Origin of the sequence: Neobacillus vireti (assembly GCF_036962465.1) — a bacterium.
GTDB lineage: Bacteria > Bacillota > Bacilli > Bacillales > Cytobacillaceae > Neobacillus > Neobacillus vireti_B.
The window spans coordinates 1-22,895 of record NZ_JBALNF010000022.1; the positions used below are offsets into that span (position 1 = coordinate 1).

Sequence of the window (22,895 nt, forward strand, 5' to 3'; positions counted from 1 at the left end):
ATGTTTTCTAATTAATTCCATACGTTCTTCCATTAATTCCGTGGATTTTTGAATTATTTCCGTAAACACCTCATTTGAGGTATGCCGCCACCTAGGATTCCGGGTACTTATGTTTTTTTCCGCGAACTTGAACGCTATTTCCGCCAACTTTCCTAATAATCCCGCCCCCCTGCAAATCCCCAATTAAAAACAAAAAACCCAGCACAACGGCTAGGTTTGGATGTTTAGATTAAATTTTAAAATAAGTAACCGCAAGCGCAAGTAGGAAAAATAGTACGGATAATACAACCGTAATCCGGTGTAGGATCAAATCCATTCCTCGTGCCTTTTGCTTACCGAATAAAGTTTCAGCACCGCCAGAAATGGCACCAGATAAACCAGCACTCTTACCAGACTGTAGTAAAACGACTGCAATAAGAGCAATACTAACGATAACTAATAATGTTACGACTAATGCATGCATGTAAGCCACCTCCTGTTAGACGTACAGTTCACAGTATATTAAATTTACCATACAATTTCCCTTTAGACAATAGTCGTTATTGTGACAAGATCCCTTAAGCCCTAGCGTTTAATCTTAAAATTCTCTTCAATATACGCCTTCTCCTCTTCCACCGATAAAATTCCCACTGCCTTGCCTATGGTTCCGCCCTGTAAATTCCAGATTCTGTTATGATCCTTGTCTACCGCTGAAAAATCCCCTTTAGACCAGCGCTCTAAAATGTCTATGTATACGGAGGAATTAGCATAGTGATTGCTTTGAACTACTTTTAAAAGTTGATTGACACGACCGGGTGTCAGCGGGATTGCTCCCCACTTCTTACTGGCCTCCACTTTTTGATGAGACATTTTATGAATCGCATCCATGACTTCATCTTCTGTCATATTCATAGGGAAATCCTTTTCAATTTCTTTGCTGGCCGGGTCATCGATTTTAATCGCTGATTGACCATCCTTTGATGTTTGCACCATTACCGTAACAGGTTTCTTTTGAAAAGGAAGTGAACCTGTCGTTTGATAATAAGAAAAGATACCCAAGACCATAACTGCAATCATAATCATCACACACTGTGCCCATGATAGTTGTTTGAAATAGTTTTTCATCGTTTTACCCCAATCCCTATCGCAAGTTGTTTATTGTATTATTAAACACAACCTTGCGATTTCCCTGCTTGACATTTTCAGGAATTAAAAAAGCCCTCGTCCAACGAGGAACGAGGGCTTACACTTATATAGAATTACTTCTTCAAGTTGTAAAAAGATTTAAGGCCGTTGTATTGAGCTGTTTCAGCCAATTGATCTTCGATACGAAGTAATTGGTTGTATTTCGCTACACGGTCAGTACGTGATGGTGCACCAGTCTTAATTTGACCAGCGTTTGTAGCCACAGCGATGTCAGCGATTGTGCTGTCTTCTGTTTCACCAGAACGGTGAGAGATAACAGCTGTGTAACCTGCGCGCTTAGCCATTTCGATTGCATCAAAAGTTTCAGTTAATGTACCGATTTGGTTAACTTTGATAAGGATGGAGTTGCCGATTCCTTTTTCAATACCTTCAGCAAGCTTCTTAGTGTTAGTTACGAATAAATCATCACCAACTAATTGAACTTTTTTGCCAAGGCGCTCAGTTAATAGCTTGTGACCTTCCCAGTCGTTTTCATCTAAACCGTCTTCGATTGAAATGATTGGGTATTTAGAAGAAAGCTCTTCGTACCAGTCAACCATTTCAGCAGATGTTTTTACAACACCTTCGCCAGAAAGATGGTATTTACCGTCTTCTTTGTTGTAGAACTCAGAAGATGCAGCGTCCATTGCTAGGAATACTTCTTGACCTGGCTTGTAACCAGCTTTTTCGATTGCTTCTACAATTGTTTGAAGAGCTTCTTCGTTTGATCCTAGGTTTGGAGCAAATCCGCCTTCGTCACCAACTGCAGTGTTTAAGCCTTTGCCTTTTAATACAGAACGTAATGTATGGAAGATTTCAGCGCCCATGCGAAGTGCTTCTTTGAAGTTTGGAGCACCTACAGGCATGATCATGAATTCTTGAATATCTACGTTGTTATCAGCGTGCTCGCCGCCGTTCACGATGTTCATCATTGGAACTGGAAGCTGCTTCGCATTGAAACCGCCAAGGTATTGATATAAAGGTACGCCAAGGTAGTCAGCAGCAGCACGAGCTACAGCAAGAGAAACACCAAGAATTGCGTTAGCACCTAATTTACCTTTGTTTTCTGTACCGTCTAATTCGATCAACGCACGGTCAACAGCTACTTGATCAAGAACGCTTAATTCTTCTTGTACAAGGTGTGGAGCAATGATTGTGTTTACATTCTCAACAGCTTTAAGAACCCCTTTACCAAGGTAACGTTCTTTATCGCCATCACGAAGTTCAACTGCTTCATATTCACCAGTTGAAGCACCACTTGGTACTAAAGCGCGTCCGAATGCGCCAGAATCAGTTGTTACTTCTACTTCGATTGTTGGGTTACCGCGGGAATCTAATACTTCACGAGCGTATACATCTAAAATATATGGCATTTAATTTCTCTCCTTAAAAAGAATAATTTATTTGATTAATGAGGTTCCAGTCATTTCAGCTGGTTTTTGAACATTTAATAGATCTAACATCGTTGGTGCTAGGTCACCAAGAATACCGCCATCACGAAGTTCAACACCCTGCTTGGTTACAATCACTGGTACCGGGTTCGTGGTGTGTGCTGTCATTGGCTCGCCTTCTAGTGTTACTACTTCGTCGGCATTACCGTGGTCAGCTGTAATAATGGCTGTTCCGCCTTTTTCAAGGATTAAATCGACAATTTTACCTAAACATTCATCAACGGTTTCAATCGCTTTAACGGTAGGTTCTAGCATTCCTGAGTGTCCAACCATATCTGGATTAGCGAAGTTTAACAGGATGGCATCAAACTTATCATTTTGGATTTCATTCATTAATGCATCCGTCACTTCATAAGCACTCATTTCAGGCTGAAGGTCATAGGTTGCAACCTTTGGAGAATTGATTAAAATTCGTTCTTCTCCAGGGAATTTTGCCTCACGTCCGCCGCTCATAAAGAACGTGACATGCGGATATTTTTCCGTTTCCGCAATTCTTAGCTGCTTTAAGTTATTTTGAGAAAGGACTTCACCTATTGTGTTGTCTAAGTTTGTTGGCTTAAATGCCACATAACCATCTACCGATTCACTGAAGTGCGTTAAGCAGACAAAGAATAGATGCTTTGGATGCTTTGGTCCGCGGTCAAAGTCACGGAAATCTTCATTTGTGAATGTGTTAGAGATTTGAATAGCACGGTCCGGACGGAAGTTATAAAAAATAACAGCATCATTGTCTTGAATGGTAGCCACAGGCTGTCCATCTTCTTTTGTTATCACAGATGGGATGACGAACTCATCAAAAATTCCGTGCTCATAAGAATCCTTTACAACGTCAAGCGGATTGGTATAGGCAGGTCCTTCACCATAAACCATCGAGCGATATGATTTTTCAACGCGCTCCCAACGCTTGTCACGGTCCATGGAATAATAGCGCCCGGAGATCGTTGCGAATTCACCAACGCCATACTCCTTCATTTTGTCCAGTGTTTGCTGAATATATGACTCAGCTGTTTTTGGACCAACATCGCGGCCATCTAGAAATGCATGGACATAAACCTTTTCCACGCCTTCTTCTTTTGCCAATTTTAATAAGGCAAACATATGCTGAATATGACTATGGACACCGCCATCTGATAGTAAACCAAATAGGTGCAGCGCTGTACCATTCTTTTTCACATGTTCCATTGCGCCAGTAAAGGTTTCATTTTTTTCAAATTCGCCTTCACGGATTGCAATATTTACACGCGTTAAGCTTTGGTATACAATCCGGCCAGCCCCAATATTTAAGTGGCCAACTTCGGAATTACCCATTTGTCCTTCTGGAAGACCTACAGCCTCACCAGATGCAGTTAAATGGGAATGCGGATAATTGTCCCAAAAACGGTCAAAGTTTGGCTTTTTCGCATGTGCCACTGCATTTCCTTTTGTTTCGCTTCTGCATCCAAATCCATCAAGGATGATCAGCGCAACTGGAGATTTACTCATACTGACCTGCCTCCAGTAGCTTTAAGAATGATTGTGCTTCAAGGCTTGCTCCGCCTACTAATGCACCATCAATATCTGGCTGTGCCATGTATTCTTTAATGTTTTCAGGTTTTACACTGCCGCCGTACTGAATGCGAACTGCATTGGCAACATCTTGCGAGAATTGTTCTGCCACAACTTGACGGATATGAGCACAAACTTCATTCGCATCTGCAGAAGTAGAAGATTTGCCAGTTCCGATCGCCCAGATTGGTTCGTAAGCAATAACAGATTGCTTTACTTGCTCATCGGTAAAACCAGCAAGTGCTTTTGCTACTTGATCGCCAACTAATTGGTTTGTTTCACCATTTTCACGCTGCTCCAGTGTTTCACCACAGCAAATGATTGGTGTTAAGTTATAGTTGAACGCTGCAAGAGCCTTTTTGTTAACAGATTCGTCTGTTTCGTTGAACATTTCACGGCGCTCTGAGTGTCCGATAATAACATATTGAACACCAAGGTCAGCAAGTGCTTTCGGGCTGATTTCGCCAGTGAATGCCCCGCTTTCTTCAAAGTGCATATTTTGAGCACCAATTTTTACGTTCGTACCTTCCGTTACTTCGACAAGGCTTTGTAAAAATAAAGCCGGAGCACAAATAACAGATTCCATTGTATCAGATGGAGGTACAAGCCCTTTTACCTCTTCAGCAAAGCTTTTTGCCTCAGAAAGGGTTTTGTTCATTTTCCAGTTTCCTGCAATGATCGGTTTACGCATGGTGGCACATCCTTTCATAATTACGTTCGTCGCCAATTATTACTATCTATCAAAAAATGGTTACTGTCTATTGAGATTTTGTAAATATATTGAAAAATTTATTTACTGAAATGTTAACTTACTTGTCGTTCAATGCCACAACGCCAGGAAGTGCTTTACCTTCCATAAACTCAAGAGAAGCTCCGCCGCCTGTTGAGATATGGCTCATTTTGTCCGCTAAGTCGAACTTTTCAACTGCAGCTGCCGAGTCTCCGCCACCAATAACGGAATATGTACCTTCTGATTCAGCAAGTGCTTCTGCCACAGCTTTTGTACCGCCAGCAAATGCATCAATTTCAAATACACCCATTGGGCCATTCCAAATCACAAGCTTAGATTTTTGAATAACATCGCGGTAAATTTCTGCTGTTTTTGGTCCGATATCAAGTGCTTCCCAATCAGCCGGTATTTCTTCAATTGAAACGACCTTTTTATTGGCATCAGCAGAGAAATCGTCTGCCACTATAACATCAACCGGCATATAGAAGTTAACACCTTTTTGTTTTGCTTTTTCAATAAAAGAATTCGCAAGATCAAGCTTATCTGCTTCTAGTAATGATTTACCAACTTCATGGCCTTGAGCTTTAACAAATGTATAAGCCAGACCGCCGCCAATGATTAAGTTATCAACTAGTTCAAGCAGGTTTTCAATTACACCGATTTTGTCCTTTACTTTAGCACCACCGATGATCGCTGTAAAAGGACGTTCAGGGTTTGATAGAGCTTTACCAAGCACATCAAGTTCTTTTTCCATCAAGAAACCTGAAACAGCTGGAAGAAGATGAGCAATACCTTCTGTTGAAGCATGGGCACGGTGAGCCGCACCAAATGCATCGTTTACATAGACATCAGCAAGTTCAGCGAAGTTTTTAGCTAATTCAGGGTCATTCTTCTCTTCACCAGGATAGAAACGAACATTTTCAAGAAGAAGAACATCGCCTTCACTCATTGTATCAATCATGGCTTTAACAGAATCGCCATATGCCTCATCCGCTTTTTTCACTTCTTTGCCAATCAGCTCAGAAAGTCTCACACCAACAGGAGTAAGGCGCATTTCTTCTACTACTTGACCTTTTGGACGGCCAAAGTGGCTGGCTAAGATAACCTTTGCCCCTTGTTCCATCAAGTATTGAATCGTTGGTAATGCTGCGCGAATCCGTGTTTCGTCTGTGATTTTCCCATCCTGCATAGGAACGTTAAAATCTACGCGGCAAAAAACGCGTTTGCCTTTTACATCGATATCCTTAAGTGTTTTCTTGTTCATGTGTAAAGGACCTCCAGTATATGCGGTGTCATAACAGCCGCTTGAATATTGTCGAAAGCTCATCAATCAAAAAAGGAGGGGGGAATCTTCCCCGCTCCCCTTTGGAAAACATTAAATTATATAATCTTAAGGATTAAAGTCCTTTTGATGCAATGTAATCTACAAGGTCTACAACGCGGTTAGAGTAACCAACTTCGTTGTCATACCAAGATAATACTTTTACCATGTTTCCTTCAAGAACCATTGTTGAAAGACCATCAACAGTTGAAGAAACAGTAGCACCATTGTAATCGCTAGATACTAATGGAAGGTCGCTGTATGCTAAGATGCCTTTTAATGGACCTTCTGCAGCAGCTTTAAGAGCTGAGTTAACTTCATCTGCTGTAACATCTTTTTCTAATTCTGCAACTAAGTCAACGATTGAAACGTTTGGAGTTGGAACACGCATTGCCATACCGTTTAATTTACCTTTTAATTCAGGTAATACAAGCGCAACAGCTTTTGCAGCACCAGTTGAAGTTGGGATCATGTTTTCTGCAGCTGCACGTGCACGACGGTAGTCCTTATGTGGTAAGTCAAGGATTTGTTGGTCATTTGTATATGAGTGAACAGTTGTCATCATACCGCGCTTGATTCCGAAAGTATCGTTTAATACTTTTGCAAATGGAGCTAAGCAGTTTGTAGTACATGAAGCGTTAGAAAGTACATGGTGGTTGTTTGCATCGTACTTGTCTTGGTTAACACCCATAACGATTGTGATATCTTCATTATCTGCTGGAGCAGAAATGATTACTTTTTTAGCGCCTGCTTCTAAGTGTTTCGCAGCATCTTCACGCTTTGTGAAACGGCCAGTAGATTCAACAACAACTTCTACTCCTAGGTCGCCCCAGCCAAGTTGTGCAGGATCGCGCTCAGCGATAACTTTTACTTTGTGGCTGCCGATTACTAGGTATTCACCATCAACGGTTACATCTTCAGAAAGTGTTCCGTGAACAGTGTCATATTTTAAAAGGTGTGCAAGCATTTTTGCATCGGTTAAGTCGTTAATTGCAACGATTTCCACATTGCTATTGTTTAGAGCCGCACGGAATACGTTACGACCAATACGTCCAAATCCATTAATACCAACTTTTACTGTCATGATAAATTTCCTCCTTTGTTTAGGTAAAGCTATATTATTTTAAAAGGAATTACCCTTTCAATAACGTTTTTGCTGCACCTTCATCAGTAATAAGAATCGTTGATTTCGGTGCTTGTTTTAAATAGGCCTTTATAGCCTTGGCTTTTGATGTCCCGCCTGCAACCGCAATTACATTGGGGATATTCCCTAGATCTTCAAGCTGAAGTCCAATCGTTAGAACCTTATGGACAATCTCGCCTTCTTCGTTAAAATAATACCCAAATGCCTCGCCAACAGCCTTCCCTTCTTCAAGTTTCATCCTAATATCAGGGTTGGTTTTTCGCCGCTCAGCCATTGTAATAGCATCTCCAATTCCATGGAGAACCATGCTGGCTGATTGAATTAAAGTTAAGACCTCGTGGATATCGGGCTCTTTGATCAGAGATTCGTAAATTTCCGAACTAACCTGATCTGGAACATATAAAACTCGATGCCGGGAATCAGTGTTGTGTGCCATATTCGAGCAAATCGTGTTTGCCTGATTATGTACATCTTCACCAACCCCTCCCCTTGCCGGAACAAACAGTAATTCCTTTTGGGTTAAATCGGGTGAAAGTCTTTCCGCGACAGCAGCCATTGTGGAACCGCCAGTCACAGCGATGATATTTTTCCCGCCTAGACGCTTTTTCATACAAGATGCAGTAGCCTTGCCGAGTTCACCTTTGACCATCGATGATTCGTCACTATCTCCAGGGACGATAATCACCTTCTTAATGCCGAGCCGGTGTTTTAATTCTAGTTCCATGACGTCTATACCCTTAAGCTCACGCATTAAACCTTCTAAATCTTCAAGTAAATTTTTCCCTTCCGTTGTTAAACTCATTCCTACATTGTTTGTATGAATAAGATTTTGCTCTTTAAGGAAGTCTACTTCACTGCGAAGTATTCTTTCGGTAAGCCCAAGGCTGACAGCTAAGCTCCTTCTTCCTACTGGCTGCATATATCCTATGTATCGTAGAATGGTGTGTCGCTTCTGTAGGATTTGAAGGAGATCGGGTAACAATCTTTTTTGTATATCAATAAATGACTGCATGAACTGCATGCTCCTTTATTATATGTAGTTGGTCGTAAAATGTCCACCATAGACAAATTATGTCCCACCTACACTAAAAAAAATCACCCCTACTACGTTTTTTATTGTAACAGGAGTAAAAATTCATTTCAACTCATTTACTTTAGTTTTTTTCTTGTAAACGATTACTTATGTCAAATTTGTCAACAAAACCAAATCCCACTTCTTTTCCATCTAAATGAACAACCGGAATCATGAGACCATAAAGTTCTGTTAATTCATCGCTTGTGTCAATATCAATTTCTTCAAAACGAAACTTCCAGTCTTCTTGCAATTCTAAAATAGTATGTTTCGCTTTTTCACAAAGCGGACAGCGATTTCTAGTATATAACGTGATTGTCTGCATTTCTTTTTTCCTTTCCGTGATTACACAAACCGTTTCCTTTTCGCTGAGGATGGAATGCCTAGCTGCTCCCGGTACTTAGCAACGGTTCTTCGTGAGACCAGGATTCCCTTTTGCCTCTTCAGCATCTCAACCATATCTTGATCCGATAGCGGTTTTTCCTTGTTCTCGTGGGCTACCAAGAAACTAATTTCATTCTTCACCAGTGTGGAAGATGTACTCTCATCGTCTGAGGTTTGAATTGTACTAGTGAAAAAAGTTTTTAACGGATAGGTGCCTATTGGTGTTTGCACGTATTTTTCCCGGACGGCCCGGCTGACGGTAGATTCATGGATTTCAAGTTCACTGGCGATTTCTTTCATCGTCATGGGAACTAAATACTGGCTTCCCTTTTGAAAAAAGGCCGGTTGCTTTTCAACAATCTTGGCTACAACCTTTGTAAGGGTTTCTTTCCGCTGCTCAATACTTTTTAAAATCCATTGGTAATCTTGGACCTTATCCTGCAGGAAACGGCCGACCTGTTGATTTTGATTCTGAAACTTTTGATAATAAGACTCATTAAACCGTATACGCGGCAGAGCTTCATCAAACATTCGGACCGTTAATCCCTCATTGGTCTGCTCAATGATCGCATCGGGAATAATATAGGTGGTTGGCTCTTTAAAGAGTAATGCACCAGGTTTTGGGTTTAGCTGCTGGATTTCATCAAAGACATCTTGAAGATCCTTCATGCTCACACCTAATTCTTTTGCAATCGGCTTCCACTTTTTTTCAGCAAAGGAAACAAAGTAGGTTGATAGAATCGTTTGCGCTAGTTCGTTGTTTGGATTTTTATAATAACATTGCAAAGCTAAACATTCTTGCAGGTCTCTTGCCCCAATGCCAGCAGGCTCGAGTGTTTGAATAATCGCGAGGCAGTCCTCTATAATATCCAAATCCACCTGCAACTTTAGGGCAATATCTGCAAGGCTGCCAGTAAAGTAACCGTTTTCATCTATATTTTTGATTAGGTGCCGAATCACTTTCATTTGCACAACCGTTAAGTTTTTAATGTTAAGTTGAGAGATTAAGTATTCCTCAAGCGAAAAGGGTTTGTCGGCAATCTGTTCAATCCAGTCCTTTTCCGACTTTTGATGCTTCCGACGGTTACGGTCGATCAGTGGATTCATCGGCTTAACATTCACATTTTCGATTTTTAGAAGAGGATTTTCCAATGCCTTATCTTCTAAAAACGCAGCCAGTTCCTGGGCAGAATACTGCAATAAGGCGATTGCCTGTGACAACTCCTGCGTCATGGTTAATTTTAATGTTTGCTGCTGCCATAAACCCGGTTTTAAATCCATCATGCTCACCCCTCCTTTTTCTATTTTACACGATGAGTGGATATCCGTGTTAAAATTATTTGGTTATCACCATTAAAAGAAGATTTAAATTAAAATAAAAAAAAACTTAGTTTTTAGGCTCGGTCTCTAGCTTTTATTTTATTTTCTTACCATAGTATTTTTTTGCACTCCTTATAATGAACAAAAAAAATGTCACCGCGTATAAAAACGCAGTGACATCATGAGATTTTTATGACGCGCTCGGAGGGAATCGAACCCCCATTTTAAGAACCGGAATCTTACGTGCTATCCGTTGCACCACGAGCGCATATTTATTAGCGACTTTTATATTATATGATAAATTTTCAATAATTGCAAGCAGAGAATAGGTTTTAAATTTACGAGAAATGGTTATCCTGATGGTGGGAAAGTTGTCGAACATTTTAGAAGGCAAACTGTTTGACCTTTATTGACCATCAGTGTATGATACTATTACATAAGCTTTTACCTTTTCTAATCAAAGGAGGAAGAAAAATGAATTTGATTCCTACAGTTATTGAACAAACAAATCGCGGCGAAAGAGCCTATGACATTTACTCCCGTCTCTTAAAAGACCGGATTATTATGCTAGGAAGCGCAATCGATGACAATGTAGCTAACAGCATTGTAGCACAATTATTATTCCTAGAAGCAGAAAACCCTGAAAAAGATATTACTCTTTATATCAACAGCCCAGGCGGAAGCATTACAGCTGGAATGGCAATTTACGATACTATGCAATACATTAAAGCAGATGTATCAACCGTATGTATCGGTATGGCCGCTTCAATGGGAGCATTCTTGCTTTCTGCTGGACAAAAAGGAAAACGCTATGCACTTCCAAATGCAGAAGTGATGATCCATCAGCCACTAGGCGGAGCGCAAGGCCAAGCTACGGAAATTGAAATTGCCGCAAAGCGCATCCTTTTCCTTCGTGAAAAATTAAATGGAATCTTAGCAGAGCGCACTGGTCAGCCGCTTGAAGTCATTCAACGCGATACAGACCGTGATAATTTCATGACTGCTGAAAGAGCCAAGGAATATGGACTTATCGACAGCATCATCACTCGTAAACCTACTGATGCAGCTGAGAAAAAATAAAAGTAAAGCAACCGTCAGCACTGTCGGTTGCTTTATTTTTTCAAAAAAAGGATTCAGCCTGTGCCGAATCCTTTTTTATTAATGTTCTTTTTGAATAAAATCTGATAACACCACAATAGCTTTCTCTTCATCTTCGCCATCGGCAATTATATTAATTAAAACCCCTGAACCAACAGCAAGGCTCATTAATCCCATAATACTTTTCGCATTTACCTTCTTGCCATCCTTTTCAAGAAAAATATCTGCGGAAAACCGATTTGCTTCTTGAACAAAAAGAGCTGCAGGACGTGCTTGAAGACCTGTTTTTAATTTCACTTCTATTTCTTTTACCAACATAAACTAATTCCTCCTCAAGGTGTTTGTTATACTTGTTAAATATTACACATTTAAAAACTGTGAGTAGTTGACGTTATTTCTCCAATACGGAGCTTGTCAGCAATCTCATCGATTTTTCTTAAACGGTGATTGATTCCGGATTTACTAATGGTCCCACCGGAAACCATTTCTCCTAATTCTTTCAATGTGACATCTGGATATTGAACACGGAGCTCCGCGATCTCCCTCAGCTTATCAGGTAAAACTTGAAGGCCAATGGTTGAGTCAATGAAGCGGATGTTTTCAACCTGTCTGATGGATGCACCAATCGTTTTATTTAGATTGGCGGTTTCACAATTTACTAAGCGATTAACGGAATTTCGCATGTCCCTGACGATCCTTACATCCTCAAAACGAAGCAGAGCATTATGGGCACCCACGATATTGAGAAACTCCGTAATCTTCTCGGCTTCCTTTAAGTAGGTGATAAATCCTTTTTTACGTTCAAGTGTTTTACTATTCAATCCAAATGTATTCATTAATTCGCATAAAGAATCATTATGTTCTTTATAGAGCGAAGCAATTTCCAAGTGATAGGAAGAAGTCTCCGGATTATTGACCGAGCCGCCAGCGAGAAATGCACCTCGTAAATAAGAACGCTTACAACACTTCTTCTTGATCAAATCCGGCGAAATATCATGAATGAAGGTAAACCCTTCACCAAGTATTTTCGTATCCTCTAAAATTTCCTTAGCCTGCTCAGCTAAGCGGACAATGTAAACATTGTTTTTTTTCAAGCGCATCTTTTTTCGAACTAAGAGCTCTACCTGCACTTGATAGCTCTTTTTTAATAATGTATATATTCTTCTGGCAATCGCCGCATTTTCGGTTTGAATATCCACAACTAACTTACGATTCGAAAAGGAAAGGGAACCATTCATGCGAATCAATGCTGATAGTTCAGAAAGATTACAGCAAGTTTTCACTTCCAAGTTAGTTAATTCTTTTTTGGTCTCCGAAGCGAAAGACATCCCCTCACCACCTTAATGGTACAAATGTTTAACTTAATTGTACTACTTATTACGATTCATATCGCTTTTTAGTTTCATCAATTAGTAAATTATATAAAATTTTCGCAACCTTTTTCGGATCATGCCTTAATGCCCCATTTTCCTGATACGCAATATCCGCATGAACGACTTCCAGACCGAGTTCAGATAGCTTTGGTAAATCGTAGTGGACAGGGTCTGCCAATTCTTCATTATAGCGTAGTTGGATATCAGCCGGTATTTCTTCATTATTGACGAGAATGGTATTAATAAAGGCACAGTTCATATGATCATAGATGGCCTTCACATGATCACTCGCCGTAAAACCATGCGTTTCTCCGGCCTGTGTCATCAGATTGCAAATATAAACTTTTTTCGCAAGGGAGTGGCACAACTCATCTCCTAAGCGCGGAACAAGGAGATTCGGCAAAATACTAGTATACAGGCTCCCTGGTCCTATAATAATTAGATCAGCCTGACGAATGGCTTGAATCGACTCCGGCAACGGCCGAATACTGCTTTTGGAGGTCAGATAAACCTTTTTAATCTTTTTCCCCGAGTAAGGAATTTTTGATTCCCCTGAAACGATGGCACCGTCCTCCATCTCAGCATGTAAGACAACACTTTGGTTCGCTGCCGGCAAAACCTTCCCACGTACATTTAAGATTTTGCTCATTTCTTGAATCGCATGAACAAAATTACCTGTAATCGAGGTCATCGCGGCCAGAATTAAATTACCAAGCGAATGACCTGATAATTCATTCGCCGTTTTAAAGCGATGCTGAAACATCTCCTCAACGAGCGGTTCAACATCTGACAGTGAGGCTAACACATTGCGTATGTCGCCGGGCGGCGGTATATGCAAATTCTCGCGCAAACGTCCCGAGCTGCCACCATCATCCGCCACTGTCACGATGGCGGTGATATCGACAGGATACTGTTTTAATCCACGAAGCAAAACGGGTAATCCTGTGCCACCGCCAATTACGACAATGCGAGGCTGTCCTAACTCTCTCATGTTGTTTTTTCCTTTCTCCTCTCAATGTCACGATGTGAAATAACGGTTTTATAATCTTTTTGGAAAAATCGGCCAATATTTTCCGCTAAAGCTACAGAGCGATGTTGTCCCCCAGTACAGCCAATAGCAATGACGAGCTGCGCTTTCCCCTCCCTTTTGTAATGTGGAAGCATAAAGCTTAGCAGGTCTGTCACTTTTTCCAAAAACTTCTGTGTCTCATTCCACTTTAAAACATAACTGTACACATCTTCATCCAACCCTGTTTTTGGACGCATATGCTCAATATAATGAGGATTCGGCAGAAAGCGTACATCAAAAACGAGATCAGCATCGATAGGGATTCCATATTTAAATCCAAATGACATGACATTGACAGTAAACATTAATTGTTTATTTGTCGTAAACTCCGTTAATATTTTCTCACGAAGTTCACGCGGTTTCATCTGGGATGTATTGTAAACTAACTGTGCTCTGCCTTTTAACTCTTCAAGCAATTCTCTTTCTAATGTAATTCCCTCAAGCGGAAGTCCTGTTGGCGCAAGCGGATGGGTCCGTCTCGTCTCCTTATAGCGGCGCACCAATGTAGCATCATCTGAATCTAAAAATAAAATTTGTGGAGTTACCCAAGAGGTCTCTGCCAGTTCATCTAATCCCTTGAATAAATGGTCAAAGAATTCTCTGCCTCGCAAATCCATGACAAGAGCAACTTTATTCATTTTATTCCCAGATTCCTTCATAAGTTCAAGAAATTTAGGCAGGAGCGTAGGAGGTAAATTATCTACACAGAAGAATCCCAAATCTTCAAAGCTTTGAATGGCCACTGTTTTTCCAGCCCCAGACATTCCCGTTATAATGACCATCTGGGTTTCGCTTGTCGAACCGGTACTCATATTCATTCCCCCTATTCTTTAACTTGGATCTAACCGATAACTAATTAATTCAAAATCACTTGTATAGGTAAACGTGCCATAAATGATTCCTTTTCCATGGATCATATAATCAATGATATGTAGATCTCCCGCCGCCATCGGCAGACCTTTGATCTGGTCAACCGGCTGCCAGGCAAGCTTGCCTTCTTCTGACTCATCTAGATCAACCCCGTCAGAATCCGTTGCCACAAACGTAAACATCATCCATTCGGACAAAAGCTCATCGGCATCCTTCATAATCATTGTAAAGATTCCTTTTAATTGTGGATTTTTCAAATAGATGCCCGTTTCTTCGCGGAACTCCCGAATACAGGAATCGCGGACCGATTCACCCGGTTCCATTTTTCCGCCCGGTGCCACCCACCAGCCGCGGCGCGGTTTTTGCAGTAGTAATACTTGATTATTTCTGATTAACACACAATTGGTTACTCGCTGCACTTTTTTCACCTCTTTAGAAGCGCACATACGTCACTGACGCAAGTTGTATATTTAGAAAGAACAAGCACCAGGGTAGGAGCTTGGATGGTAAAAATTAATTTATTCTTTTCATTATACTATTTTTAGGAATCAGCCACAATGAATACAAATTTGTTATTTCTGTTAAATATAGAAAAGCGGAAGCGCCCTGGTCAGCGGCGTATGGCCTGGAGCACTCCAACTGAGATAAAGGAAACACGAAGAGCGGTAGCGATTCGATGTTGACTTATCGTAGGGAGGAGAGCGAAGGACACTAGCCGCTAGGGCGCTGGAGCTGGACAAGTCTAAAACTGGAGCACGACAGGCTGTTGCTGACCGTGTTTCCAGTTTAAGAACAAAAAAAAGAGCACAAGCTGCTGGGCCTGTGCAGAAAGGTATATATTTTAAAGGGGGTCAATTTCCTTTATCATACACCATCTTTATTTCACTACTGTTACAGGAGAGTTATAAAAAGGTTACGCTTTTAATTTATATATTACTTTTTAATTTCATTTCTTCAATCAGCTCTTCTACATAATGCTGAGCGCTTTGTGCAGCGATACTGCCATCACCCGTTGCAGTAACAATTTGACGAAGCATTTTTTCACGAATGTCTCCCGCCGCAAAAATACCAGGAACCTTGGTTTCCATACGGTCATTGGTCTCAATATAGCCATTTTCATTGGTGATGCCAAGATTCTCAAATGGTTTTGATAATGGAACCATTCCGATATAAATGAATACACCATCTGCTGGTAATTCCTGCTCTTCGCCATTTTGGGTCGAAACAAGCGTTACACTGCCAACTTTGCCATCTTTATCGTTAATCGATTTAATCGTATGGTTCCAGATAAAATCAACCTTCTCATTTGCAAAAGCGCGGTCTTGAAGAATCTTCTGGGCACGCAACTGGTCGCGTCTGTGAACAATGGTTACTTTTGAGGCAAAACGTGTTAAATAAACGCCCTCCTCGACTGCAGAGTCACCTCCGCCAATCACAAATAACTCTTTTCCTTTAAAGAAAGCCCCGTCACAAACTGCACAATAAGACACACCGCGTCCGCCTAATTCTTTTTCACCAGGTACTCCGACTTTTTTATACTCAGCACCGGTAGTGATGATGACAGAGTAGGCTTTATATTGTTTTGAACCAGCGTTGACGATTTTGTAATCGCCATGGTCTTCAATTCCTTTAATATCGCCATAAGCATACTCGGCACCAAACTTTTTGGCATGCTCAAACATTTTCGATGATAAATCAGGACCTAAAATGCTTTCAAAGCCAGGGTAGTTTTCTACATCCTCGGTATTAGCCATTTGGCCGCCCGGCATACCGCGTTCAATCATCAGTGTAGATAGGTTGGCGCGGGATGTATAAACAGCAGCCGTCATTCCTGCAGGACCAGCGCCGGCAATAATGACATCATAAATTTTTTCTTCAGTCATTTTTATTCACTCCTATATAAAAAAATACGATTAAGTATTAGTATTCCCTACTTAATCGTATAAAACAATTGAATGATAGTCCACGAATATGCTTATTGCAGATAGTTGTTAACCAATTTTACATATTTGCCAATCGTCGCAGTAGACAAGCCATAGCGTTCGGCCACTTCCTGCTGGGAAACTTTCTCACTTCTTAGTTTATGCCATAAGTATTCGACTGCCCCAGCCCAAGCACGTTTATTTTTTATCGAAATACCCTCATTAGAGACTTCGACAAAGACTGAAAACCACAGGAGGTATAGCCCCGACTCAATCGTGCCAATCGGCTGATGATTTTCATAAAATAGTTCGGCTATTTCTTGGGCATCATTGGTCTTAGATGGTTTCCCTAAGCGGATCATCGAGAGATAATCTTTTTCCAGCTTCGTCAACTTTTGGTTTTGAAAAAGCCGTTTGGAGCCAATGATTTCCTCTTTTCTACTCGAAACAGTCGTTAAAAAGAGGGCAAATAACCGCTCTTCCACATAGTCGCTTTCAAGCTTTTGAAAAATGGATTCGGCCATGTTTTCAAAACCATTACCTTGTGAGTTTTCGGCTTCGAGATTCCAGGGCTCTGAACCTTCTTTGTCAGGATTTAGCTCAAGTACCTTTTTCCAAATGCTCTTCGCAAAGTTTTCATAGCCTGTATAATAGGCGGAATAGGCGAGCCAGTAATAAAATGGGCCATCTCCGTCAAAACCGTGCTTATATAGTTTTTTCAACCATAGGTAGGCAAGGTCATATTCACCGACTAATGCAAATGTCGCGCCAAGTTTAAATTGATGCTCACTTAGAAGCGGCTGAATTTTTTTCAATGCCTGGAGTAATTCAGCAACATTGTCTGATTGTCCTTGATAGTGGGCAAACACAAGCTTGTTACAGAGGGCATGAAGGTTGCCTGTATTGCGCTCGAGCACATCCTCGAGGATGGCTTCCGCTTTTTCCACTTTTCCTAAATAAAAGTAAGCTAGTGCTAAATTATTATAAGCCGACCAATATTCCGGGTATTCCTTAACGACATCTTTTAAAAGCTCAATTGCCTTTGGAAAGTAGCCGGATTCCAGCAATTCTCGGGCTTGCTCTTGTTTGATGATTAAGTCATCCTGTTCATATAGCTCATCGTCGAATTCTTCCGCTTCCAATGTTAGCACTTCTAATAACTCTTCGGTGTCGTCGGAAAAATCACCGTCCGGATCAAGCTGCAAATATAGTTTGCTATGATGGTAGGCGTCTTTAAAAAATCCCATATGGGCATAATTATTCGCTAAAAAGTAGTGGCATTCTGCCATTTCTGGATCAAGCTCTTCAAGGATTTCGTGCAAGAGTCGGTTGGAATATTCGAATTCACCAAGTTCTGTCGAAACAATTGCCAACTGGCATGTAATCATTGGTTCCCCCGGCTCAAGCTGAATCGCCCGCCCAAGATATTTTTTGGCTTTGATAAAATCTCGTCGATGGTATGCCTTGACACCCTTCTTGAAATAATATTCACCTGTTGGAACAAATGATAGTATTTTTCCTTTTTGAATTCTTGCCTTCGCTTCTTTCACCATGAAGTCCTCCACATTTTTCAACATAACTTATGTAGTATAGCACATTAGGGGGTATTCGAGAAGAGGGGTTTTGGGGCGGTAATTTTGGAGAGGAAGCTCTCACTTGCGGATACGAGTTCCCAACTTGCGGATACGCCTCCCCTACTTGCGGATAACATGCTCTCTCTTGCTGATAAGACACTCTAATTTGCACACTGCGAATAAATTCATTTTAAAAAACAAAAAACCGAGCCCTGTTAGGACCGGTCTTTGTGTCTTTCTTCTAAAGTTCTTAAAACTTCCTTAAACGGAAGCTCCTGTTCTACCAACAAAACCTGCAGATGATAAAGTAAATCGGCTGCTTCCCAACGAAGTTCTTCATGATCACGGTTCTTTGCCGCAATAATAACTTCCGCCGCTTCTTCGCCAACCTTTTTCAGAATCTTATCAACGCCTTTTTCAAACAGGTAAGTGGTATATGCACCTTCTGGACGCTGTTTTTCACGTTCTAAGATGACTTTCTCTAAAGATTGTAAAATCTGATAATCTGCTAAATTGGCCTCACGGTCCACAACCCGTTCAGAAAAACAGCTGACGGCTCCGGTGTGGCAGGCAGGACCTTTCGGATAAACCTGTACTAATAATGCATCCTGGTCGCAGTCATAGTTAATGCTGGCAACTGTCTGGGTATTACCGCTGGTTGCTCCTTTGTGCCACAACTCTTGACGAGAGCGGCTATAAAACCAAGTTTCGCCCGTTTCGATTGTTTTTTGTAAAGATTCTTCGTTCATATAGGCAAGAGTTAACACTTCTTTTGTATCAGCATCTTGGATAATGGCGGGCACGAGCCCTTTTTCATCAAATTTCACGTTCATCGTATGCTCACTCCTTTTTCCCTTAAAAAGCTTTTAACCTCATCAACCGATGTTTCTTTGTAATGAAAAATAGAGGCAGCAAGCCCAGCATCGGCTTTTCCGTTTAAAAAGGCATCAGCAAAATGGTCGGCATTGCCTGCCCCGCCTGAAGCGATAACAGGAATGGTAACAGCTTCACTAACCGCTCTCGTCAGTTCTAGATCAAAGCCATTTTTCTCGCCGTCACTGTCCATACTTGTTAGGAGGATTTCCCCTGCACCAAGCTCCGCTGCTTCAACTGCCCACTCGACCACTTTTTTCTCTGTTGGTGTTCGGCCGCCATGGGTGTAGACGCGCCAAGTACCAATCTCGGGATCATATTTTGCATCAATCGCAACAACAATACATTGCGATCCAAAGTAACTGGCACCTTCCCTGATTAGATCAGGATTTAAGACTGCTGCAGTGTTCAGTGACACTTTATCGGCACCAGCGCGGAGAATTCTTTTCATATCCTCTAAAGCGTTGATTCCCCCGCCGACAGTGAACGGAATCGCAAGCTCGGAAGCGACTGCTTTAACAACTTCAACCATCGTTTTCCGGCCCTCAACCGATGCAGAAATATCAAGGAATACAAGTTCATCTGCGCCTTGCTCATCATAAAAACGTGCTAGTTCAACGGGGTCCCCAGCATCGCGCAGCTGAACAAATTGGATGCCTTTAACAACCCGGCCATCTTTTACATCAAGACAAGGAATAATTCGTTTCGTTAACGTCACTTTACTCCCACCTCTTCCAATGCTTCCTTGAGGGTAAAGCGATTTTCGTACAGGGCCTTACCAACAATCGCTCCACTGATCCCTTTCTGTGCTATCGCCTGCAAGTCGGCAAGACTGCTGACACCCCCGGAGGCAATAACATTTTTGCCGGTTACTTCAGCCAGTTCAAAAACCGCATCAATATTCGGGCCCGCTAAGGTACCATCCGTAGCGATATCGGTAAAAATAAACGTTTCGGCACCTGCATCGGCAAATCGTTTGCCAAGTTCGACTGCCTTGACGGAAGATGTATCGAGCCAGCCATGTGTCGCAACATAGCCGTTTTTTGCATCAATACCCACGGCAATTTTTGCCCCATACTTTGCGATCATTGCGATTGCAAACTCAGGATTGGAAACAGCAATACTGCCAATAATGACACGGTCGACGCCATTTTCCAGATAATGAAGAATATCTTCTTCTGAGCGGATTCCCCCGCCAATCTGGACCTTTGCATTGAGCTTTTGCGCAGCTTCAATGACAAAACGGTCATTTACGCGTTTGCCGTCTTTTGCGCCATCAAGGTCGACCATATGGATCCATTCGGCCCCCGCTTCCGTAAAACTTTTTGCCATTTCGAAAGGAGAATCCCCATAAATTGTTTCTTTATCGTAGTCCCCTTGAAGGAGACGGACACATTTTCCGCCCCGCATATCGATTGCTGGATAAATGGTTAAACTCATCGAACCGCATCCCTTTCCGAAGCTAATTTTAAAAAGTTATTTAAGAGGGCCATCCCAAGTCTGCTGCTTTTTTCCGGGTGAAATTGCATGCCAAAAATATTATCATTTCCTACAACCGCGGAGACTTGTTCATGGTAGTTTGCTTTCGCCAAAAGGGCACTGTTATGGTCGGCATCGACAAAGTAGGAATGGACGAAATAAACGTAATCTTCGGCTAGGTCTTTTAAAAGAGGCGAATCTTGAACAAATTCAAGCTTGTTCCAGCCCATATGCGGCACCTTGTAGGTTTCGCCTGCAGGTGTAGTACCTGGAAAACGGCGGACCTTACCTTGAAGTAATCCAAGTCCTTTTGTCGGACCATTTTCTTCACTTTCCTCAAACAGCAGCTGCATGCCAAGACAGATTCCTAATAACGGCTTACCGGTTGCAGCAAATTCCTTTATCGTCTCTACCTGCAAGCGTTCCATCGCATCACGGAAAGAACCGACTCCCGGAAGAATTAATGCATCGGCATTTAGTAACTCGTTTTTATCTGCGGAGATAAAATAATCGGCGCCTAGCCGTTCAAGGGCTTTGCTGACGCTGAAAAGGTTTCCCATTCCGTAATCTACGATTCCAATCATTTCTGTCACCTTCCTTATCGGTCGCTTTCTCTCGTTGATATTAGAGCATTCCCTTGGTCGATGGTACGCCTTTGATGCGTGGGTCGATGGTGGTTGCTTCGTCTAATGCTCTTGCTAGTGCCTTAAATACCGCTTCAATCATATGGTGAGTGTTTTGGCCATAATGGACGATAACATGAAGATTCATCCGGGCTTCCAGGGCTAGTTTCCAGAGGAATTCATGGACAAGCTCGGTATCAAAGGTTCCCACTTTTTGACTAGGGAATTCGGCTCGCATTTCGAGGTGCGGTCGGTTGCTCAGGTCCACAACTACCTGTGCGAGCGCCTCGTCCATTGGCACGAATGCATTTCCGTAACGCTTGATGCCGCGTTTGTCGCCTAAGGCTTCACGAAGGGCTTGGCCTAAACAGATCCCGATATCCTCTGTTGTATGATGGTCGTCGACCTCGATATCTCCTTTGGCATCGACTGTTAAATTAAACTGTCCGTGTTTCGTAAATAGGTCGAGCATATGGTCCATGAACGGAACGCCGGTTTCGAGATTGGACCTGCCTTCTCCATCAATATCAAATGCTAGTTTAATTTGTGTTTCGCCTGTAATTCGTTCAATACTTGCAGTTCTTTCCATTTGCCGGAGCTCCTTAAATTTATTTGTTTTTCAGCCTTTTCTCTACCGCACGAGCGTGGGCCTCGAGCCCTTCCATCCGGGCGAACTTGGCTATCTTTTCGCCATTTTCCTTTAATGCTTTTTCACTGTATACAATCACACTGGATTTTTTCTGAAAATCATCGACATTCAGCGGACTGGAGAACCGTGCTGTCCCATTTGTCGGCAGAACATGGTTTGGTCCGGCAAAATAATCGCCGACCGGTTCCGAGCTATAACGGCCGATAAAAATGGCGCCGGCATGGCGGATTTTTCCAAGTAGCTCCATCGCGTTTTCGGTGATTACTTCCAGATGTTCCGGGGCTAATTGATTTACCGTTTCGACCGCTTCGTCGATATCAGCTGTTACATAAATTGCACCGTAATCGGCAATGGCACGAGAAGCGATATCCCTGCGCGGCAGTTCAGCAAGCTGTTTGTCCACTTCCGAAGAAACCGCCTCTGCTAACCCAAGCGAAGGTGTCACAAGAACACTGCAGGCGCGCGGGTCGTGCTCAGCTTGTGATAACAAATCAGCCGCAACCTCATCAGCACGTGCAGTATCATCCGCTAACACGGCAATTTCACTAGGGCCGGCAATCATATCAATATCGACATCACCAAATACTTCACGTTTGGCCAGCGCGACAAAGATATTTCCAGGTCCGGTAATTTTATCAACAGGAGCAATCGATTCTGTTCCGTAAGCAAGCGCAGCAACCGCTTGAGCGCCGCCTACTTTAAAAATTTCTTTAACGCCTGCTTCTTTTGCGGCAACTAACACTGCTGCAGGAAGTTTCCCTGATTCATCTGGAGGAGATACCATCACAATCCGCTTCACTCCAGCAACTTGTGCCGGAATCACATTCATTAAAACGGATGATGGATAGGCTGCCGTTCCCCCTGGTACATACACACCAACGGAATCAAGCGCAGTGATTTTTTGACCAAGAATCGTTCCGTTTTCTTCAGTTGTCATCCAGGACGGACGGAGCTGCTTTTCATGAAAAGACCTAATATTCTCGGCTGCTTCGCGGACGATTTCGATATACTCTTGATCCACTTCTGCGTAGGCCGCTTCTATTTCACTTTCGGTCACCGAAAAAGAGGTTAAATGGACGCGGTCGAATTTTTCGGTAAACTCCCTTAATGCTTCTTCGCCGCGATGGCGGATTTCCGAAATGATGCCTTTTACAATCTCCACCTGCTCGGAGGTTCCTGCTTCAATCGACCGTTTGATCGAAACAAGTTCATTTACTTTTAGGATTTTCATATC

At 42.1% G+C, this 22,895-nt stretch carries 24 protein-coding genes and 1 tRNA gene; 1 reads left to right on the top strand and 24 read right to left on the bottom strand.

All coding sequences use genetic code 11. From position 1 onward, the window contains the following. Positions 1 to 229 precede the first annotated feature (229 nt). The 11 genes from secG to V7077_RS09370 form a co-directional block, all read right to left on the bottom strand. A complete protein-coding gene (gene secG / locus V7077_RS09320; protein ID WP_215045112.1) occupies positions 230 to 463 on the bottom strand; it encodes a preprotein translocase subunit SecG in 234 nt (77 codons plus the stop codon). 101 nt (positions 464 to 564) lie between these two features. Beyond that, complete coding sequence (locus V7077_RS09325) at positions 565 to 1,104, bottom strand: DUF6241 domain-containing protein (RefSeq protein WP_335500705.1); 540 nt, start codon at positions 1,102 to 1,104, stop codon at positions 565 to 567. Positions 1,105 to 1,238: 134 nt separating this feature from the next. Next, positions 1,239 to 2,537: a phosphopyruvate hydratase gene (eno, locus tag V7077_RS09330; protein ID WP_335500707.1), complete on the bottom strand. Its 1,299-nt coding sequence runs from the start codon at positions 2,535 to 2,537 to the stop codon at positions 1,239 to 1,241. 27 nt (positions 2,538 to 2,564) lie between these two features. Next, on the bottom strand, positions 2,565 to 4,097 hold the full coding sequence (gene gpmI / locus V7077_RS09335) for a 2,3-bisphosphoglycerate-independent phosphoglycerate mutase (protein ID WP_335500709.1): 1,533 nt from the start codon (positions 4,095 to 4,097) through the stop codon (positions 2,565 to 2,567). Beyond that, on the bottom strand, positions 4,090 to 4,851 hold the full coding sequence (tpiA, locus tag V7077_RS09340) for a triose-phosphate isomerase (protein WP_335500711.1): 762 nt from the start codon (positions 4,849 to 4,851) through the stop codon (positions 4,090 to 4,092). The genes gpmI and tpiA overlap by 8 nt, the downstream gene beginning before the upstream one ends. Positions 4,852 to 4,969: 118 nt before the next feature. Then, complete coding sequence (locus V7077_RS09345) at positions 4,970 to 6,154, bottom strand: phosphoglycerate kinase (RefSeq protein ID WP_335500713.1); 1,185 nt, start codon at positions 6,152 to 6,154, stop codon at positions 4,970 to 4,972. Positions 6,155 to 6,287: 133 nt separating this feature from the next. After that, positions 6,288 to 7,295, bottom strand: coding sequence for a type I glyceraldehyde-3-phosphate dehydrogenase (gap, locus tag V7077_RS09350; RefSeq protein WP_335500715.1), 1,008 nt, complete (start codon positions 7,293 to 7,295; stop codon positions 6,288 to 6,290). A 49-nt stretch (positions 7,296 to 7,344) separates the two neighbouring features. Then, positions 7,345 to 8,367, bottom strand: coding sequence for a sugar-binding transcriptional regulator (locus V7077_RS09355; RefSeq protein ID WP_335500717.1), 1,023 nt, complete (start codon positions 8,365 to 8,367; stop codon positions 7,345 to 7,347). Between the two features lie 142 nt (positions 8,368 to 8,509). After that, on the bottom strand, positions 8,510 to 8,752 hold the full coding sequence (locus tag V7077_RS09360; RefSeq protein ID WP_335500720.1) for a glutaredoxin family protein: 243 nt from the start codon (positions 8,750 to 8,752) through the stop codon (positions 8,510 to 8,512). 20 nt (positions 8,753 to 8,772) lie between these two features. Beyond that, positions 8,773 to 10,092, bottom strand: coding sequence for an RNA polymerase factor sigma-54 (rpoN, locus tag V7077_RS09365; protein ID WP_335500933.1), 1,320 nt, complete (start codon positions 10,090 to 10,092; stop codon positions 8,773 to 8,775). A 235-nt stretch (positions 10,093 to 10,327) separates the two neighbouring features. Beyond that, a tRNA-Arg gene (locus V7077_RS09370) sits at positions 10,328 to 10,399 on the bottom strand. Between the two features lie 206 nt (positions 10,400 to 10,605). Here V7077_RS09370 and clpP point away from each other — a divergent pair. Continuing rightward, positions 10,606 to 11,211: an ATP-dependent Clp endopeptidase proteolytic subunit ClpP gene (gene clpP / locus V7077_RS09375; protein ID WP_335500722.1), complete on the top strand. Its 606-nt coding sequence runs from the start codon at positions 10,606 to 10,608 to the stop codon at positions 11,209 to 11,211. 78 nt (positions 11,212 to 11,289) lie between these two features. Here the strand turns inward: clpP and V7077_RS09380 are convergent, their stop codons facing one another. From V7077_RS09380 to hisD, 13 genes are all read right to left on the bottom strand, one after another. Beyond that, positions 11,290 to 11,547, bottom strand: coding sequence for an HPr family phosphocarrier protein (locus V7077_RS09380; RefSeq protein ID WP_335500724.1), 258 nt, complete (start codon positions 11,545 to 11,547; stop codon positions 11,290 to 11,292). Positions 11,548 to 11,597: 50 nt separating this feature from the next. Beyond that, a complete protein-coding gene (gene whiA, locus V7077_RS09385) occupies positions 11,598 to 12,557 on the bottom strand; it encodes a DNA-binding protein WhiA (RefSeq protein WP_335500726.1) in 960 nt (319 codons plus the stop codon). 49 nt (positions 12,558 to 12,606) lie between these two features. Continuing rightward, entirely contained in the window at positions 12,607 to 13,593 is a 987-nt protein-coding gene (locus V7077_RS09390) for a gluconeogenesis factor YvcK family protein (protein ID WP_335500728.1), read from the bottom strand. After that, complete coding sequence (gene rapZ / locus V7077_RS09395) at positions 13,590 to 14,483, bottom strand: RNase adapter RapZ (protein WP_335500730.1); 894 nt, start codon at positions 14,481 to 14,483, stop codon at positions 13,590 to 13,592. Before rapZ ends, V7077_RS09390 begins: the two co-directional genes overlap by 4 nt. Before the next feature lie 18 nt (positions 14,484 to 14,501). Continuing rightward, positions 14,502 to 14,960, bottom strand: a complete 459-nt coding sequence (locus V7077_RS09400) for an NUDIX hydrolase (RefSeq protein WP_335500732.1) — start codon at positions 14,958 to 14,960, stop codon at positions 14,502 to 14,504. Between the two features lie 507 nt (positions 14,961 to 15,467). After that, positions 15,468 to 16,424, bottom strand: coding sequence for a thioredoxin-disulfide reductase (gene trxB / locus V7077_RS09405; protein WP_335500734.1), 957 nt, complete (start codon positions 16,422 to 16,424; stop codon positions 15,468 to 15,470). Between the two features lie 92 nt (positions 16,425 to 16,516). Then, positions 16,517 to 18,016 (bottom strand): tetratricopeptide repeat protein, encoded by a 1,500-nt coding sequence (locus tag V7077_RS09410; RefSeq protein WP_335500736.1) that lies wholly within the window; start codon positions 18,014 to 18,016, stop codon positions 16,517 to 16,519. 236 nt (positions 18,017 to 18,252) lie between these two features. Next, positions 18,253 to 18,870 carry a bifunctional phosphoribosyl-AMP cyclohydrolase/phosphoribosyl-ATP diphosphatase HisIE gene (hisIE, locus tag V7077_RS09415; protein WP_335500738.1) on the bottom strand — a complete coding sequence of 206 codons (618 nt, stop codon included), beginning with the start codon at positions 18,868 to 18,870 and terminating at the stop codon, positions 18,253 to 18,255. Beyond that, a complete protein-coding gene (gene hisF / locus V7077_RS09420; protein WP_335500739.1) occupies positions 18,867 to 19,628 on the bottom strand; it encodes an imidazole glycerol phosphate synthase subunit HisF in 762 nt (253 codons plus the stop codon). Before hisF ends, hisIE begins: the two co-directional genes overlap by 4 nt. Next, positions 19,625 to 20,350, bottom strand: coding sequence for a 1-(5-phosphoribosyl)-5-[(5-phosphoribosylamino)methylideneamino]imidazole-4-carboxamide isomerase (gene hisA / locus V7077_RS09425; protein WP_335500741.1), 726 nt, complete (start codon positions 20,348 to 20,350; stop codon positions 19,625 to 19,627). Before hisA ends, hisF begins: the two co-directional genes overlap by 4 nt. Further along, positions 20,347 to 20,973 (bottom strand): imidazole glycerol phosphate synthase subunit HisH, encoded by a 627-nt coding sequence (hisH, locus tag V7077_RS09430; protein WP_335500743.1) that lies wholly within the window; start codon positions 20,971 to 20,973, stop codon positions 20,347 to 20,349. The genes hisA and hisH overlap by 4 nt, the downstream gene beginning before the upstream one ends. A gap of 40 nt (positions 20,974 to 21,013) precedes the next feature. After that, a complete protein-coding gene (gene hisB, locus V7077_RS09435; RefSeq protein WP_215045012.1) occupies positions 21,014 to 21,601 on the bottom strand; it encodes an imidazoleglycerol-phosphate dehydratase HisB in 588 nt (195 codons plus the stop codon). Positions 21,602 to 21,620: 19 nt separating this feature from the next. Continuing rightward, complete coding sequence (gene hisD / locus V7077_RS09440) at positions 21,621 to 22,892, bottom strand: histidinol dehydrogenase (protein WP_335500746.1); 1,272 nt, start codon at positions 22,890 to 22,892, stop codon at positions 21,621 to 21,623. Positions 22,893 to 22,895: the final 3 nt, after the last annotated feature.